The organism is Bariatricus sp. SGI.161 (assembly GCF_050313695.1).
GTDB lineage: Bacteria > Bacillota > Clostridia > Lachnospirales > Lachnospiraceae > JAFBIX01.
Genome location: NZ_JBNPLX010000018.1, coordinates 14,178 through 30,201, shown reverse-complemented (window position 1 = coordinate 30,201; position 16,024 = coordinate 14,178). Strand labels below are relative to the sequence as shown.

Genomic DNA, 16,024 nt, shown 5'->3' with positions numbered 1-16,024 from the left:
GTTTTGGTGAAGAAGAGTAGAATCTTCAGATGTCCTCTTGAATCTTAAGAGGTTTGGCTATATAATGGAAACAATGTTGAAATGGAAAGAGAAATGTCACATGCAAAGTAAAAATGAGTTGTTAAAGAAAATAGAAGACGGTTATCCGAAATTCAGTAAAGGTCAAAAAAAGCTGGCAGATTTTATTCGTGAAGATTATGACAAAGCCGCTTTTTTGACGGCTGCGAAGATGGGAGAAGAAGTCGGAGTCAGTGAATCTACAGTCGTTCGTTTTGCAACAGCGCTTGGATATGACGGTTATCCGGGATTTCAAAAAGCACTTGGGGAATTGGTACGGACGAAATTGAATTCCATCCAACGTATGGAAGTGACTTATGGACGTATCAGCCAGGGAGAGATTCTGACCTCTGTATTACAATCCGATATTGAGAAGATAAAACTGACAATGGAAGCAATTGACCATGAGGCATTTGAATTGGCTGTGGATACGATATTGAATGCCAGAAAGATCTATGTGGTTGGCATTAGAAGCTGTGCTCCTTTAGCCAGTTTTTTGTGCTTTTATCTGAATCTTGTCTGTGATGATGTAGTGGCTGTCAATACAAATAGTTCCAGTGAGATTTTTGAACAGTTACTTCGTATTAATGAAGAAGATGTTATTATTGGGATTAGTTTCCCGCGATATTCTATGCGTACACTGAAAGCATTGGAGTATGCAAGTAATCGAAAAGCGAAGGTGATTACTCTGACAGATAGTGTACATTCTCCAATGAATTTATATTCTTCATGTAATCTAATTGCAAGAAGTGATATGGCTTCAATAGTAGATTCACTGGTTGCACCTTTAAGTGTAGTTAATGCGTTGGTGGTTGCTTTGTGTATGAAGAAGCAGAAAGAGGTTATCTCCACTCTGGAGACATTAGAACGGATTTGGGATGAATATCAGGTGTATAGTAAAGATGAATTGAATATGGTAGGCGATAAGGTGGAATTATCGGGAAGTGTCGAAAATGAAAACGCAAAGGATATGAAAGATGAGTAAAGTGTTGATAATTGGCGGGGGCGCGGCAGGAATGTTCGCATCCATTATTGCGGCGAGAAATGGGCATGAAGTCCTGGTGTTTGAAAGTAATGAAAAACTAGGGAAAAAGCTGTTCATCACAGGAAAAGGAAGGTGTAACTTGACCAACGCATGTGATATGGATGTGTTATTTGATTCTGTGGTTTCAAATCCAAAGTTTTTATATAGTAGTTTTTATGGGTTTACGAATCAGGATGCCATTGCGTTTTTTGAAGAACTTGGACTTCGGACGAAGATAGAGCGTGGGGGAAGGGTGTTCCCGATATCTGACCATTCTTCTGATGTGATTCGTGTTCTTTCCGATGAGATGCATCGCCTTGGAGTTGAGATATCTCTTCGGACAAGAGTGAAAAAGGTCGTATCAGAGGAAGGAGTATTTCATCATATTGTATTAGAGAATGGCACGATAGTTGCTGGAGATGCTTGTATGATTGCAACGGGTGGTTTGTCTTATCAAAGTACAGGGGCTACTGGAGATGGATTTCGGTTTGCAGAGGATCTGGGACACCATGTTACAGAGTGTATGCCATCACTTGTTCCAATAGAGACAAAAGAATCGTGGGTAAAAGAGCTGCAGGGATTATCCTTGAAAAATGTAAACATAACCATTTGTGATGGTAAAAAGATCTTGTATGATGAATTTGGCGAAATGTTGTTTACCCATTATGGTGTCAGTGGTCCTCTAATTTTAACTGCCAGCAGTTATGTGGGAAAGAGGTTAAAAACAAAAGAATTACGTCTTTCAATCGATTTGAAGCCCGCACTTTCGGCTGAACAGTTGGATCATCGGATATTGAAAGACTTTGAAGAAAATCAGAATCGTCAATTTAAAAATGCGGTTGGAGGATTATTTCCTTCCAAATTAATCCCGGTTATGATAAAATTGAGCAATATTCCGCCAGAGAAGAAAGTGAATATCATTTCTAGAGAAGAAAGAAGATTCTTTGCAGAGTTGATTAAGAATCTTTCAATTACGCTGACTGGACTTCGTGATTATAATGAGGCGATTATCACAAAGGGTGGTGTCAGAATAAAAGAAATTGATCCGAGCACTATGGAATCCAGAATGATAAAAAACCTTTATTTTATTGGCGAAGTCTTAGATCTGGATGCTGTAACGGGGGGATTTAATCTTCAGATTGCGTGGTCTACTGCGTACGCGGCAGGAAATAGTATTATATAGAGCGAAGGAGAAGAATATGAAAGGAAAATATCAATTTAGATATATAGAAACAGAAGAAGTATTGACAGATTTTTTGAAAGTCCATGGAATGACTAAGATTTCAAAAAATTATAAAATCGTGGTTTTTACGGGAGGATTATTCATATTATTGTTCATGCTTGTATACAGTAATGTATTACATGGTACAGCGGGCAGCATTGTCTTTTTCGCGATAAAATATCTTGTGTGTTGGGCGCTGGCTTTTGTTATTGCAGAAGTTCTGGCAAGAACTTTCGGGAAAAAGATGGAGATGCTTGCGTCAACCGGAGACGGGCAGACAATGTATGAAGAAAGAATGAAAAAATGGAAAGAACCTTTTAATGTAAAACTGGAATTCGGTAAAGATTCTTGGACGAGTTTTGTACATGGTAATAAACAGACGCTTTATTATAAAAATGTAGAGCGAATTATCGAAAGTGAAAAGATTATAGCAATGATTGTTTATGTAGAAACTGGCGGAAAGAAATTCTTTGGTTTTCCAAAGGATGGGATTCAGGATGCTGATATTGAAGAATTTAAACAATTTTTAATACAGAAATGTACTGGAGTTAAAAAAGGAATCGAAAAAGTAAATATTGAATAAAGGAGAAATATCATGGGATATAATGTGGCAATTGATGGTCCTGCAGGTGCAGGAAAGAGTACGATTGCAAAATTAGTGGCAAAAGAAAAGGGGTTTATCTATGTTGATACCGGTGCCATGTATAGAGGTCTGGCGATTCATTTTCTGAATCAGGGAATTCAGGCGGATGAGACGGAAAAAGTGATTAAGGCATGCCGGGATGCTGAAGTAACCATTCGCTACGAAAATGGTATCCAGCAGGTTTATCTGAATGGAGCAAATATTACTTCCAGATTGAGGGATGAGGAAGTTGGAAATATGGCATCTATGACATCGGCAATCCCAGAAGTAAGAGCCAAGTTATTGGAGCTTCAGCAGAATCTTGCACGTACACAAAATGTGATCATGGATGGCAGGGATATCGGAACTTGTGTATTGCCGAATGCTGACGTGAAGATATTTTTAACTGCAAGTGTTGAGACGAGAGCCAAGCGTCGCTATGATGAGCTGATGGCAAAGGGAGTCCCTTGTAATTTGGATGAAATTGAATCGGACATTCGAGAAAGAGATTACCGTGATATGACAAGAGAGATTGCTCCGCTGAAACAGGCTGAGGATGCAGTAAAGGTGGATAGTTCTTATATGACAATTCCTGAAGTCGTGGATAAAATTGTCGAATTGTGCAGGTAATGTGGATTAAGGAGAGAAAAGAATGGAGATAGAGTTGGCAAGAACAGCAGGATTTTGTTTTGGTGTGAAGAGAGCTGTTGACACTGTATATGAACAGGTAGAACAGCATCGGGAAGATAAAATCTATACCTATGGTCCGATTATCCATAATGAAGAAGTGACAAAAGATCTAGCCAAAAAAGGAGTTAAAGTGATTGACTCTGAAAAAGAATTAGATGCAGTGGATAAAGGCGTTATTATTATTCGTTCTCATGGAGTAGCCAGAGACATATATAAAAAAATACAGGAAAAAGGCCTGACTTGTGTAGACGCTACCTGTCCTTTTGTAAAGAAGATACACAGAATCGTTGAGGAAGAAAGCAAAAAAGGGGCATTTATTGTCATTATTGGTAACAGCGAACATCCGGAGGTAGAAGGAATCAAAGGGTGGGCAGGAAAACAAGTAATTGTTGTACAGACAGCAGAAGATGCCAGACAGTTTCAGTTGAAAGATGCTGAACAGAGGGTCTGCGTCGTTTCTCAGACGACATTTAATTACAATAAATTCAAAGATTTAGTTGAAATAATCTCAAAAAAGGGGTATGATATAATTGTTTTAAATACGATTTGCAATGCAACAAAGGAACGTCAGGAGGAGGCTTGTGAAATTGCAAAGAGAGTAGATGCTATGGTGGTTATCGGCGACAAACGTAGTTCAAATACTCAGAAGTTATTTGAAATATGTAAGAATGAATGTTTGAATACGTACTATATACAGACACTTGACGATTTGGATATGAATCAATTAAGGTCCGTGGAAACAGTAGGTATTACAGCAGGGGCATCCACGCCCAATAATATAATTGAGGAGGTTCAAAATAATGTCAGAATTAACTTTTGAACAAATGTTGGAAGAGTCATTCAAAACAATAAGAAATGGAGAGGTCGTAGATGGTACTGTCATCGATGTAAAGCCCGATGAAATCATCTTGAATATAGGTTACAAGGCAGACGGTATCATTACAAGAAGCGAGTACACAAACGAAGCAAATGCAGATTTAACGACTATGGTATCCGTTGGTGATGCAATGACTGCAAAAGTCCTGAAAGTTAATGATGGAGAAGGTCAGGTGCTTTTGACCTATAAGAGACTTGCAGCAGAAAAAGGAAATGAAAGATTGAGAGAGGCTTATGAGAATCATGAGGTATTAAAGGCTCCTGTTGCTCAGATTCTTGGCGGTGGATTAAGTGTTGTGATTGATGAAGCAAGAGTGTTTATCCCTGCAAGCCTTGTGTCAGATACTTATGAAAAAGATTTGAGTAAGTATCAGGATCAGGAGATTGAATTTGTAATCAGTGAGTTTAATCCTAGAAGAAATCGCGTAATTGGAGACAGAAGACAGTTACTTGTTGCTGAACGTGCAGAAAAGCAAAAAGAATTATTTGCTAAGATCCAGGCTGGAGACAGAATGGAAGGAACTGTTAAAAATGTGACAGATTTCGGCGCGTTTATTGATCTTGGTGGAGTTGATGGACTTCTTCATATTTCTGAAATGTCTTGGGGACGTGTTGAGAATCCAAAGAAGGTATTCAAAGTTGGTGAGACATTAGAAGTAATGATTAAAGAAATCAATGATACAAAGATTGCCTTGAGTTTGAAATTCCCGGAGACTAATCCATGGGCGAATGCAGCAGAAAAATATGCAGTTGGTACTGTGATTGAAGGAAGAGTTGCTAGAATGACTGATTTTGGTGCATTTGTTGAACTTGCACCTGGAGTAGATGCATTGCTTCATGTTTCTCAGATTTCAAGAAATCATGTGGACAAGCCGTCAGATGTATTGTCTGTAGGTCAGGAAATTACGGCTAAGATTGTCGACCTTAATGAGGATGAGAAAAAAATCAGTTTAAGTATGAAAGCTTTAGAGCCGGCAGCAAATGAACAGACTGAGGCAGAAAGCGTGGATGAAAGTGCTGAAGAGGAAACTAGCGAAGAATAATTTGCATGTTGAATATTGTTGGGATTGTAGAGATAGAGACCGCTAGGTCTCTATCTTTTATATGTTAAAATTTCGACAAGATGTTTGCGGAAATATACAATGAAATCCCTGGATTTACTGGATTATTAGGGAGTTTTCATGTATAGTATATAAAGAGTAAAAAGGAAGGAAGGAAAAAGGATGGCATTGTTAACATTTAAGGGTGGTATTCATCCGGATGACGGCAAGAGCCTGGCAAAAGATAAGGCGATTGTCGAAGTAAAACCCAAAGGGGATTTGGTATATCCAGTTTCTCAGCATATTGGCGCTCCGGCCAATCCGATAGTGGCTGTAGGGGATCGTGTTTTAAAGGGTCAGATGATAGCAGAAGCCGGGGGGTTTGTGTCTGCGCCTATCTATGCATCGGTTTCCGGAACAGTTAAGGCGATTGCCCCACATTTAAATCCAACAGGGGGTACGGTAAACAGTATCGTTATTGAAAATGACGGTGAATATGAGGAAGTGCAATATCCAGAAGTGAAACCTTTGGATGAGATGACAAAAGAAGAAATCCTCAATACAATCGGTAATGCTGGTGTTGTAGGTATGGGTGGTGCAGGATTCCCAACGAGAGTCAAACTGTCACCGAAAGAACCAGAAAAGATTGATTACATTATTGCTAACTGTGCAGAGTGTGAACCATATATCACCGCTGACTACAGATCAATCATGGAGACGCCGGAAAAATTAGTCGGCGGTATGAAAATTGTATTAAAGCTTTTTGATAATGCAAAAGGTGTTTTTGGAGTAGAAGATAATAAACCAGATTGTATTGAAAAGTTAAAAGAACTGACAAAGGATGAACCACGTATGGAAGTACTTGCGTTAAAGACCAAGTATCCACAGGGTGGTGAGCGTCAATTGATTTATGCAACAACTGGAAGAGCAATTAATTCTGCAATGCTTCCGGCAGATGCAGGATGTGTTGTGGATAACGTGGCAACATTGATCAGTATTTATCAGGCAGTGGCAGAAGGAAAACCATCTATGGAACGAGTTGTTACTGTGAGTGGAAATGCAGTAAATGAACCAGGTAACTTCAGAGTACCATTTGGAACAAATCAGGCTGAACTTGTAGAGGCTGCTGGTGGATTCAAAAGTGAACCGGAAAAATTAATCTCCGGTGGTCCGATGATGGGATTCTCTATGTTTACACTGGATGTGCCGGTCACTAAGACTTCTTCGTCTATTCTTGGCTTTACAAAAGATGAAGTGGCTCAATATGAACCATCTGCATGTATCAATTGTGGACGTTGTGTAGATGCCTGTCCAAGTAGATTGATTCCGTCAAGACTTGCAGATTATGCAGAACATCATGACGAAGAGACGTTTACAAAACATGAAGGTTTGGAATGTATGGAATGTGGTTCTTGTAGTTTTGTATGTCCTGCAAAGCGCCCATTAAAACAGGCAATTGGTTCAATGAGAAAAATTGCGATGGCAAACCGCAAAAAGAAAAAATAGTCAAATAGAAGAGGAAGAGGTGAACAAACGTGAGTGAGAACAAATTAAAAATGTCATCTTCACCACACATTCGTTCCAAAGACACCACAAGCAGTATTATGATGTGGGTAACGATTGCACTGTTGCCGGCTTCAGCCTTTGGTGTATGGAACTTTGGATTGTCAGCGCTTATTATGCTGATCAGTACAACTGCAGCATCTGTTCTGACAGAGTACATATATGAAAAATTAATGCACAAGAAAATTACAATCGGCGATTGGAGTGCCGTTGTTACAGGCCTTTTACTTGGCCTGAATATGCCGGCTTCAGCTCCATGGTGGATGGGTGTTATCGGTGGTATCTTTGCCATTCTGATTGTAAAACAGTTATTTGGTGGTCTGGGACAGAACTTTATGAACCCGGCACTCGGAGCAAGATGTTTTCTGTTAATTTCTTTCACAAGCCAGATGACTACATTTGTATATGATGGAGTATCTGGTCCTACCCCTTTGGCACAGCTGAAAGCTGGAGAGGCTGTAAATTCTATGGATATGCTGATCGGTACTATCCCAGGAACGATTGGTGAAACATCTGTAATTGCTATTATTATTGGTGCAATTATTTTGATTTTGAAAGGGATTATTGATCTTAGAATCCCAGGAACTTATATTGTATCTTTTATAATTTTTATTGGTATCTTCGGACCGTTTGCAAATCCGAATGTTGGATTCTTTGATCCTCAATATATTACTGCACATCTGTGCGGCGGTGGTCTGATGCTTGGTGCATGGTTCATGGCTACCGATTATGTAACATCTCCAATTACGAAGAAGGGCCAGTATGTATATGGAATTCTGTTAGGTGTGCTGACTGGATTGTTCCGTCTTTTCGGCGGTTCAGCAGAAGGGGTATCTTATGCGATTATCATCAGTAACCTTTTAGTTCCATTAATCGAAAGGGTTACTCTTCCAAAACCATTCGGTAAAGGAGGAGAAAAATAATGAATAAAATTTTGAAAAATACATTGATTCTTACGGTAATCACACTTGTTGCTGGTTTGGGTCTTGGTCTCGTATATGAAGTGACAAAAGCTCCAATTGCACAGGCGCAGGAGACCGCAAAAAAAGAGGCATGGCAGCAAGTATTTCCAGAAGCTGATTTGAATGATTTCGAACAAATTGATGTTGATCAGGATGCAGCGGATAAGGCGATTGCTGATATGGGTGTAAATGCAACGATTGATGAGGCATGTAAAGTTGGTGAAGAAGGCTATGTTGTAACTACAACAGATAAAGATGGATTTGGCGGCAGTATTCAGATTACAGTAGGTATAACAGCTGATGGTACTGTAAACGGTGTGTCTATTTTATCTATTAGTGAAACAGCAGGTCTTGGTATGAAAGCAACAGAGCCTGCATTCTATGGACAGTATGAAGGAAAACAGGCTGAGAAGTTCGTAGTATCCAAAGACGGCGGAGACGGAGAACCGATTGATGCGCTGAGTGGAGCAACCATTACATCAAGAGCGGTAACCGGAGCTGTGAACGCTGCTCTCGGATATTACCAGAATGCATTTCAATAGGAGGTAGTAAGTGATGAATAAATGTACTGAAAGAGTATATAACGGTCTGATCAAAGAAAATCCTACCTTCGTTCTGATGTTAGGTATGTGTCCGACCCTGGCGGTAACAACATCCGCCATTAACGGTGTAGGTATGGGCCTTTCAACAACGGTCGTACTTGTACTGTCAAATATGTTGATTTCTATGCTGCGTAAGATTATTCCGGATTCTGTCAGAATGCCGGCATTTATCGTAGTTGTAGCATCATTTGTAACAATTGTACAATTCCTGCTGGAAGGTTTCGTTCCAAGCCTTTATGATGCACTTGGATTATACATTCCACTGATTGTAGTTAACTGTATTATTCTTGGTCGTGCAGAAAGTTATGCATCTAAGAATCCGGTGCTTCCATCCATCTTTGATGGTATTGGTATGGGTCTTGGTTTTACCTTTGGTCTTACTTGTATCGGTATTGTACGTGAGTTGATTGGTACAGGTGCAATTTTTGGTCAACAGATTCTGCCACTTGCGGATGCAGCTGCCGGCAAAGGCGGCTATGTTCCTGTAACAATCTTCATTCTTCCTCCAGGAGCATTCCTTGTTCTGGCATTCCTTGTTGCTGCTATGAATAAGATTAAGAAGAATGCTGCAAAGAAAGGCAAGAAGATTGCTGATGCTCAGGGATGCGGTACAGATTGTGCATCTTGTGGCGGATGTAACGGAAAAGTGTTCCCAACAGGAAATGGAGAGTAGGAGGAGTACATAGATGAAAGAATTATTGATTATTGCAATAGGTTCTGCTCTTGTAAATAACGTTGTACTCAGCCAGTTCCTTGGAATCTGTCCGTTCCTTGGTGTTTCCAAGAAGGTTGAGACTGCAGCCGGAATGGGTGGCGCCGTAGTATTCGTTATTACAATAGCATCATTTGTAACAGGTTTAATTTATAAGTTTATTCTGGCACCATTGAGATTCGAATATTTGCAGACTATTGTATTTATTCTGATTATTGCGGCTTTGGTACAGTTTGTAGAGATGTTCCTGAAAAAGGCAATGCCGCCATTGTATAATGCGTTGGGTGTATATCTTCCGTTGATTACAACGAACTGTGCGGTACTTGGTGTAGCGCTTACGAATGTTCAGAAAGAATATACACTTCTTGAAGGTGTTATCAATGGTGTTGGTACTTCTGTAGGATTCCTGATTGCAATTGTAATCATGGCAGGTATCCGTGAGAAGATTGAATATAATGATATTTCTGAGTCCTTCCAGGGAACTCCGATTGTTCTGATTACAGCGTGTCTGATGGCAATCGCATTCTGTGGATTCTCAGGACTGATTTAGAAGGAGGCATAACAATGAGTGTTACAGGTATTATTATTGCTGCGATCATCGTAGGCGGCACCGGATTATTCATTGGTGTGTTCCTTGGAGTCGCTGGCAAGAAGTTTGCAGTAGAAGTAGATGAGAGAGAAGAAGCTATTCTTGGAGTTCTGCCTGGAAATAACTGTGGTGGATGTGGTTATGCAGGATGTTCTGGTCTTGCAGCAGCAATCGTAAAAGGTGAAGCCGAAGTTGGTGGATGTCCGGTCGGTGGAGCACCAGTTGCTGCAAAAGTTGGTGAGATCATGGGAATTGCAGCTGGAGAGCAGGTTCATCAGGTTGCATTCGTGAAATGTGCAGGGACTTGTGATAAAGCACAGCAGGAATACGAGTATCATGGATTAAATGATTGTGTAATGGTCAACATGATGCAGGACGGCGGACCGAAGGCATGTAATTATGGATGTCTTGGCGAAGGAAGCTGTGTAAAGGCATGTCCATTTGATGCAATTCATATTGTAAATGGGGTTGCCGTTGTTGATAAGGAAGAATGTAAAGCTTGCGGTAAATGTATTGCTGTATGTCCGAAGAAGCTGATTGAGCTGGTTCCATATGAACAGAAACATATGGTTCAGTGTAGTTCCAGAGACAAAGGTAAGGATGTTATGAAAGCATGTTCTGTTGGTTGTATTGGATGTAAGATGTGTGAAAAAGTCTGCCAGTTTGATGCCGTAAAGGTTGAAGGTAACATTGCACACATTGATCCAGAAAAGTGTACGAACTGTGGAGCATGTGCAGAAAAATGTCCAAAGAAGATTATTTTATAATTTTATGAAAAGAAAAGAATGTTCTTTAAAAAAGATCATATGCAGAGCTCTCACTTTATTGTGGGAAGATATTAAGGCGGCAAAATGGGTGATTATTCTTATAATCGCCTATTTTGCGTTCATGAAAAAATTTTTATATAGCTTATGTCCGATGGTGCTTATTACGGGATTCCCATGCCCGGGATGTGGATTAACCAGAGCAGCATTCTGTCTGTTTCATTTCGATTTTTTGAATGCATTTTTTATACATCCTTTTATATATCCGATTGTGATCTATCTGGTGATATTTGGGTGGAACCGCTACCTGTTGGGACGCAAGATGGGGAGAGGATTGTTGTGGGGAATGATTGGAATTATGGCTGCGATGTTGTTGTTTTATATATGGCGGATGTTTGTCTGTTTTCCTGGTGACCCTCCAATGAGTTATTATGAATATAATTTATTTGCATATATACAAAAAGTTATACAAAATGTATGGTTTGTTTAGTGATTGAAATTCATGTATCTGCATGATAGAATATAGTTGTTAATAAGGCAAGGAGGATAATACGATGGAAAACCAAAATGATAATATTCCAGAGGAAATTCAGGATTCTCAACAGACATACAATAGTGCGGATATAAATGGACAACAATATACAGATCCAAATGCAGGACAGCAGCCTTATCAGAATCCACAATACCAAAATCAACAATATCAGTATACGAACCAGAATAATGATTATAATCAATACCAGAGTGGTTATAATTATAATCAGCAACAGAATTATAATTACAATCAACAGAATGGTTATAATTATCAGGATAATTATAGTTATAATACAGGAACCTATAATCAGGCATATGAACCGGGTATGGATAATAGTCCCATGACTATGGGTGATTGGGTGTTGACGATTCTAGCATCCTGCATTCCATGTTTCGGAATTGTTATTTACTTTGTTTGGGCATTTAGTAAAAAAGGTAATGTAAACCGCAGAAATTATTGTCGGGCTTCTTTGATTATTACAGGAGTCATATTGGTTGTTTATCTGGTATTTATGATAATTTTTGGAGTAGCAATTTTTAGTGCATCAGGAACATATTGATAAGATAAGTAGATAAAAAACATCAGGAATGCTTTCCTGATGTTTTTTATGCTGATTAATATTGGAAATTTTTGGAATAGTGGATTTTGTTATCGTTTGTGATGAACACAGCATCAACATTATCCAACTGATTAATTAGTTTCATACCTTCATCAAATCCAAGTAGAAAACAGGTTGTACTCAATGCATCTGCAGTAAGAGATGAATCGGTGATGATAGTGACACTATATAAATTGTTTTCACAAGGATAACCTGTATTGGGGTCAAGTATGTGATGATAAATCTTTCCATCAGATTCAAAATATCGTTGATAGATACCGGATGTTACCACAGATTTATTGGAAACCTTTACAGAAGTAATAGGTTGCCCGCTTTCGTCAAATGGTTTCTGGATGCCGATATTATAGTCTGATCCATCTATTTTGCCACCCATTGTCAGTACATTTCCGCCAAGATTAATAACTGCGTGTTTTACACCTTGCTCTTTTAGGTACGCTTTCAATCGATCGGCAATGTAACCTTTGGCAATAGCCCCAACATCAATAGATGCATAAGGGTCGGTCAGACGTACTGTGTTGTTGGTAATTATAATCTGGTTGTAGTCTACATGACTGACTGCAGAGGCAACGGTATCAGCTGCTGGAATCTCAGGAGCTTCTGATTTAAAATCCCAGAGATTGGAGACGGCGCCGATAGTGATGTCGAATGCACCATTCGACATCTCGCTGTAATAGATTCCTTTTTTAATAATTGTTATTGTTTCGTCTGATACTTCGACTGGATTTCCACCGGCATGGTTAATCTGAGATATTTCGCTATCTTCTGTTTTATTCGAAAACATAGTATCATATTTTTCACAGAGCTTTGCGCAGCCATCTAAAACGTCATCCTCTATGGCATCATAGATCTGGATACTGATCACGGTATCAAAAAAAGTTCCGGTATACGTCTGATCACGTTCTTTGGGAAGCCCTGAGCAGCCAGATATTAAAAGAACAGCAGAAATAAGTAATGCGGTTAATCGTTTATATTTCATAGAACACCTCGTGATTTTGATAGTCTTAGTATAACACAAAAAAGAAGATATGCAATCGAACATGTGGTTGAAGGTAAGATTGGGTTGTGTTAGAATAAAACTCATAGGAATAAAGAGGTAAATGAAATATGAAAATGGAATTTAAGAAAAAAGATGGTATTCTGATACTGACAATTCTATGTATCGCTGTTTTAACGATACTTGTGCATGTGTTTATCGGAGGAAAAGGGGCAAGTAAGGCAATTGTTAAAGTGAATGGAGAGATTCAGGGCGTTTACAGTCTGTCAGAAGATCAGGAGATAGAAATCAATCATGGAACGAATATACTTCAGATTAAAAATGGAAAGGCTGATATGATTGAGGCAGACTGCCCAGATCAATTGTGCGTGCACCAGAAAAAAATTTCAATGAATCATGAGAGTATTATCTGTCTTCCGAACAGAGTTGTTGTGGAGATTGAAAGTAGTGAAAATAGCGAATATGATGCGGTGACGAATTAGGAGGCAGATACATGTGAAGAGCAAAGTTGCTTATTTTGGGGTATTTACGGCATTAGCGTTGATTTTTAGTTATGTTGAAACTTTGATACCGATTAATTTTGGAATTCCGGGAGTAAAGTTGGGACTTGCTAACTTGATTATTGTGATTGCACTGTATAAGATGCGTTTGCGAGAAGTTTATCTGCTGTCGATTGTCAGAGTTTTATTGTCCGGTTTTATTTTCGGTAATTATTTTAGCATTATCTATAGTTTGGCAGGAGGGCTTCTTAGTCTTACAGTTATGGCAGTTTTTAAGCGAAAAGATGGGTTCAGTATTATGGGGATTAGCATTGCCGGCGGAGTATTTCATAATGTTGGGCAATTGATTGTGGCTATGTTGGTTGTGGAGACATTTAGCGTGGCATATTACGTTCCGGTGTTATTAATTGCTGGAATGATAACTGGACTGCTCATTGGAATTGTGTCAAATGAGATGTTAAAAAGACTGGTGAATGTACATTTTTAGGAGGAATATATGATATCTTATTTAAGGGGAGAAATTGCAGCATACGAAGAAGATAAAGTGATTGTTGATGTAGGCGGAGTTGGCTACGGTGTCTTTATGTCAGGTCGGGCAATGGGGCTTATGCCGGCTCTCGGGACAGAAGTGAAGATACATACATATCTGAACGTGAAGGAAGATGCCATGCAGTTATATGGCTTTTTAACGAGAGATGAATTGAATGTGTTTCGATTGTTGATTGGTGTAAACGGAATCGGTCCAAAAGGTGGCTTAGGAATTTTGTCAGCGTTAAGCCCGGATGATCTTAGATTTGCCGTGATGTCAAATGATATAAAGGCAATCTGTGCAGCACCTGGGATTGGGAAGAAGACAGCAGAAAAGATGATATTGGAATTAAAGGATAAGTTACGTCTTGAGGATGCTTTGGAACACAGTGCTTCTGATTCTGTGATGTCTGGTAGTGTGAATTACCACAATGAGGTACAGAGTGAGGCCGTACAGGCATTGGTAGCCCTGGGATATGGCAATACTGAGGCATTAAAAGCAGTCAAACAAGTGGAATTTGAAGAAAATATGGAAGTAGAGGATGTGCTGAGGCAAGCTTTAAAATATATGATGTTTTAGCACAGGGTGAAAGACATGAGCAGGCGAATTGTTACAACAGAAAATCTGGAAGAAGATGTCAAGATAGAGAATCATCTGCGTCCACAGTTGTTGAAAGACTATATAGGACAGGAAAAGACAAAAGAGACTCTGAAAATTTATATAGAAGCTGCAAAGGCAAGAAATGAGGCGTTGGATCATGTGTTGTTTTATGGTCCGCCAGGATTGGGAAAGACGACACTTGCAGGGATCATAGCCAATGAGATGAATGTAAATATTAAGATTACTTCAGGTCCGGCAATAGAAAAGCCTGGAGAGATGGCAGCGATTTTAAATAATCTTCAGGAAGGAGACATTTTATTTGTTGATGAGATACACAGGTTGAATCGTCAAGTGGAAGAAGTACTCTATCCGGCGATGGAAGATTATGCTATTGATATTATGATTGGAAAGGGTGCCAGTGCAAGATCTATTCGTCTGGATTTACCCCAATTTACCCTGGTGGGAGCTACGACAAGAGCAGGAATGTTGACAGCTCCTTTGAGAGATCGGTTCGGCGTTGTCAACCGTCTGGAATTTTATACGGTCGAAGAATTAAAAACAATCATTCTTCGATCGGCAAAGGTGCTGGAAGTAGGAATTGATGACAAAGGAGCATACGCTCTTGCAAAGCGCTCCCGTGGAACGCCGAGAATTGCAAACAGACTTTTGAAGCGTGTCAGAGATTTTGCACAGATTAAATATGAAGGATATATTTCCGAGGAAGTGGCGAATTATGCATTAGATCTTCTTGATGTGGATAAAGAAGGCTTGGATCAAACCGACAGGAATCTTCTGATAACCATGATCGAAAGATTTCAGGGTGGACCGGTAGGCTTAGAAACTTTAGCAGCTACTGTAGGTGAAGATTCCGGAACCATAGAGGATGTTTATGAACCATATTTACTGAAAAATGGATTCATTCAAAGAACACCTCGCGGGCGGATCGTTACAGACAGCGCTTATTGTCATCTGGGAATTTCACGTGAAAATGAAGAAAAATAGTTGGTTTTTATATCAGATTAGTTTATAATAGTTATCAGATATTATAAAAGTTCGAGGAGGCTTCTATGGCATCATCAAAAAACTATACGGAAGTATTAATAGGAGGAAAGGTATTTACCTTGAGTGGCTTTGAAAGCGAGGACTATTTGCAGAAGGTATCTACCTATTTAAATCATAAGATTGAAGAATGCAGCAACAGTGAAGGATATCGTAAGCAAAGTGCGGAGACCAGAAGTATTCTTTTGGCATTGAACATTGCGGATGATTACTTTAAAGCCAGAAAGCAAGGCGGCTCTCTAGAGAGTGATATAGAAGCAAAGGATAAAGAGATGTATGATCTGAAGCATGAATTGATATCTGTTCAAATTAAGCTGGAGAATGCGGAGAAATCTATGGACAAGCTAAAAGAAGAGAATAAGGAACTTCAGATGAAGATTGTCCAGCTGGAAACAGAGATTAAAAATAATCATAAAAAATAGGCTGTCTATGGACAGCCTATTTATCATATAGGAGAATACTTCGAAT

The 16,024-nt window shown here is 39.3% G+C and carries 20 protein-coding genes; 19 read left to right on the top strand and 1 reads right to left on the bottom strand.

Going from position 1 to position 16,024, the window contains the following annotated elements; all coding sequences use genetic code 11:
* The first annotated feature begins 100 nt into the window (after window positions 1-100).
* The 14 genes from ACQRBH_RS11305 (at window position 101) to ACQRBH_RS11240 (ending at window position 11,814) form a co-directional block, all read left to right on the top strand.
* The gene (locus tag ACQRBH_RS11305) at window positions 101-1,042 is read left to right on the top strand and encodes a MurR/RpiR family transcriptional regulator (RefSeq protein ID WP_235233177.1); all 942 of its coding nucleotides are present in this window, start codon (window positions 101-103) and stop codon (window positions 1,040-1,042) included.
* Complete coding sequence (locus ACQRBH_RS11300; RefSeq protein ID WP_427742141.1) at window positions 1,035-2,264, top strand: NAD(P)/FAD-dependent oxidoreductase; 1,230 nt, start codon at window positions 1,035-1,037, stop codon at window positions 2,262-2,264. The genes ACQRBH_RS11305 and ACQRBH_RS11300 overlap by 8 nt, the downstream gene beginning before the upstream one ends.
* Window positions 2,265-2,280: 16 nt before the next feature.
* A complete protein-coding gene (locus ACQRBH_RS11295; RefSeq protein ID WP_427761766.1) occupies window positions 2,281-2,886 on the top strand; it encodes a YcxB family protein in 606 nt (201 codons plus the stop codon).
* Between the two features lie 12 nt (window positions 2,887-2,898).
* Window positions 2,899-3,555: a (d)CMP kinase gene (cmk, locus tag ACQRBH_RS11290; RefSeq protein WP_427742136.1), complete on the top strand. Its 657-nt coding sequence runs from the start codon at window positions 2,899-2,901 to the stop codon at window positions 3,553-3,555.
* Between the two features lie 22 nt (window positions 3,556-3,577).
* Window positions 3,578-4,435: a 4-hydroxy-3-methylbut-2-enyl diphosphate reductase gene (ispH, locus tag ACQRBH_RS11285; protein ID WP_427742134.1), complete on the top strand. Its 858-nt coding sequence runs from the start codon at window positions 3,578-3,580 to the stop codon at window positions 4,433-4,435.
* On the top strand, window positions 4,416-5,534 hold the full coding sequence (rpsA, locus tag ACQRBH_RS11280; protein ID WP_347376396.1) for a 30S ribosomal protein S1: 1,119 nt from the start codon (window positions 4,416-4,418) through the stop codon (window positions 5,532-5,534). Before ispH ends, rpsA begins: the two co-directional genes overlap by 20 nt.
* A 180-nt stretch (window positions 5,535-5,714) precedes the next feature.
* A complete protein-coding gene (rsxC, locus tag ACQRBH_RS11275) occupies window positions 5,715-7,037 on the top strand; it encodes an electron transport complex subunit RsxC (protein ID WP_427761765.1) in 1,323 nt (440 codons plus the stop codon).
* 50 nt (window positions 7,038-7,087) lie between these two features.
* Complete coding sequence (locus tag ACQRBH_RS11270) at window positions 7,088-8,017, top strand: RnfABCDGE type electron transport complex subunit D (RefSeq protein WP_427742165.1); 930 nt, start codon at window positions 7,088-7,090, stop codon at window positions 8,015-8,017.
* Window positions 8,017-8,598: an RnfABCDGE type electron transport complex subunit G gene (locus ACQRBH_RS11265; protein WP_427742130.1), complete on the top strand. Its 582-nt coding sequence runs from the start codon at window positions 8,017-8,019 to the stop codon at window positions 8,596-8,598. Before ACQRBH_RS11270 ends, ACQRBH_RS11265 begins: the two co-directional genes overlap by 1 nt.
* A 13-nt stretch (window positions 8,599-8,611) precedes the next feature.
* Window positions 8,612-9,331: an electron transport complex subunit RsxE gene (rsxE, locus tag ACQRBH_RS11260; protein ID WP_427761763.1), complete on the top strand. Its 720-nt coding sequence runs from the start codon at window positions 8,612-8,614 to the stop codon at window positions 9,329-9,331.
* Between the two features lie 13 nt (window positions 9,332-9,344).
* Window positions 9,345-9,920, top strand: coding sequence for an electron transport complex protein RnfA (locus ACQRBH_RS11255; protein WP_427742127.1), 576 nt, complete (start codon window positions 9,345-9,347; stop codon window positions 9,918-9,920).
* A 14-nt stretch (window positions 9,921-9,934) separates the two neighbouring features.
* Window positions 9,935-10,726, top strand: a complete 792-nt coding sequence (locus ACQRBH_RS11250) for an RnfABCDGE type electron transport complex subunit B (RefSeq protein WP_235233167.1) — start codon at window positions 9,935-9,937, stop codon at window positions 10,724-10,726.
* A gap of 88 nt (window positions 10,727-10,814) precedes the next feature.
* Window positions 10,815-11,213: a DUF2752 domain-containing protein gene (locus tag ACQRBH_RS11245; protein WP_427742126.1), complete on the top strand. Its 399-nt coding sequence runs from the start codon at window positions 10,815-10,817 to the stop codon at window positions 11,211-11,213.
* Window positions 11,214-11,277: 64 nt separating this feature from the next.
* Window positions 11,278-11,814: a hypothetical protein gene (locus ACQRBH_RS11240; protein WP_427742124.1), complete on the top strand. Its 537-nt coding sequence runs from the start codon at window positions 11,278-11,280 to the stop codon at window positions 11,812-11,814.
* Between the two features lie 55 nt (window positions 11,815-11,869).
* On the opposite strand, the gene ACQRBH_RS11235 is transcribed toward ACQRBH_RS11240, so the two are convergent.
* Entirely contained in the window at window positions 11,870-12,850 is a 981-nt protein-coding gene (locus ACQRBH_RS11235) for an FAD:protein FMN transferase (protein WP_427742123.1), read from the bottom strand.
* A 128-nt stretch (window positions 12,851-12,978) separates the two neighbouring features.
* Between ACQRBH_RS11235 and ACQRBH_RS11230 the strand changes: the two genes are divergently transcribed.
* The 5 genes from ACQRBH_RS11230 (at window position 12,979) to zapA (ending at window position 15,978) form a co-directional block, all read left to right on the top strand.
* Window positions 12,979-13,350 carry a NusG domain II-containing protein gene (locus ACQRBH_RS11230; RefSeq protein ID WP_347376394.1) on the top strand — a complete coding sequence of 124 codons (372 nt, stop codon included), beginning with the start codon at window positions 12,979-12,981 and terminating at the stop codon, window positions 13,348-13,350.
* A 13-nt stretch (window positions 13,351-13,363) separates the two neighbouring features.
* Window positions 13,364-13,855 (top strand): Gx transporter family protein, encoded by a 492-nt coding sequence (locus ACQRBH_RS11225; protein WP_235233162.1) that lies wholly within the window; start codon window positions 13,364-13,366, stop codon window positions 13,853-13,855.
* A 9-nt stretch (window positions 13,856-13,864) separates the two neighbouring features.
* Window positions 13,865-14,476, top strand: a complete 612-nt coding sequence (gene ruvA, locus ACQRBH_RS11220; RefSeq protein WP_427742119.1) for a Holliday junction branch migration protein RuvA — start codon at window positions 13,865-13,867, stop codon at window positions 14,474-14,476.
* A gap of 15 nt (window positions 14,477-14,491) precedes the next feature.
* Window positions 14,492-15,499 carry a Holliday junction branch migration DNA helicase RuvB gene (gene ruvB, locus ACQRBH_RS11215; RefSeq protein WP_427742118.1) on the top strand — a complete coding sequence of 336 codons (1,008 nt, stop codon included), beginning with the start codon at window positions 14,492-14,494 and terminating at the stop codon, window positions 15,497-15,499.
* 65 nt (window positions 15,500-15,564) lie between these two features.
* Window positions 15,565-15,978 carry a cell division protein ZapA gene (gene zapA, locus ACQRBH_RS11210; RefSeq protein ID WP_235233159.1) on the top strand — a complete coding sequence of 138 codons (414 nt, stop codon included), beginning with the start codon at window positions 15,565-15,567 and terminating at the stop codon, window positions 15,976-15,978.
* The last annotated feature ends 46 nt before the right edge of the window (window positions 15,979-16,024 follow it).